Annotated in this window: 1 protein-coding gene; it reads right to left on the bottom strand. The window is 43.4% G+C overall.

Going from position 1 to position 348, the window contains the following annotated elements; all coding sequences use genetic code 11:
* Positions 1-348 (bottom strand): alpha/beta hydrolase-fold protein (locus SORDD16_RS10180; protein ID WP_164966536.1); only part of this gene is annotated, 348 nt, incomplete at both ends.

Raw genomic sequence — 348 nt, 5'->3', positions numbered from 1 at the left:
CTGAATTTTTAATTTTAAATTTTCAAGCAAGACTCCTGCCTTAATCAAGTCGTGATAATAAGTCAGGGAAGAATCAATATAGGCCTGCTTAATATTGCCAGCCATGAGGGTTTTATCCGTATCATCAGCTTCTTCGGTACCCACATAGATATAGACCCGTTGATCCGGCAAAAGAGCATGACGCTCTAAGTAGCGATCAAAAGCGTCCTGGTGCAACCAGTTGGCCGAAGAAAAAACGCCTAAGCAGCCAATTTGGTCCTGGTACTCAATTCCCATAAACTGAGTAATATTTCCTCCTAAGGAGGAGCCGATCATCGCAGTGTGTGATGGATCCGCTAGAGTACGATA

This window comes from Streptococcus oralis (assembly GCF_001578945.1).
Taxonomy (GTDB): Bacteria; Bacillota; Bacilli; order Lactobacillales; family Streptococcaceae; genus Streptococcus; species Streptococcus oralis_Q.
The sequence above is the reverse complement of the archived record's forward strand: the minus strand, read 5'-3'. Positions and strand labels throughout refer to the sequence as shown.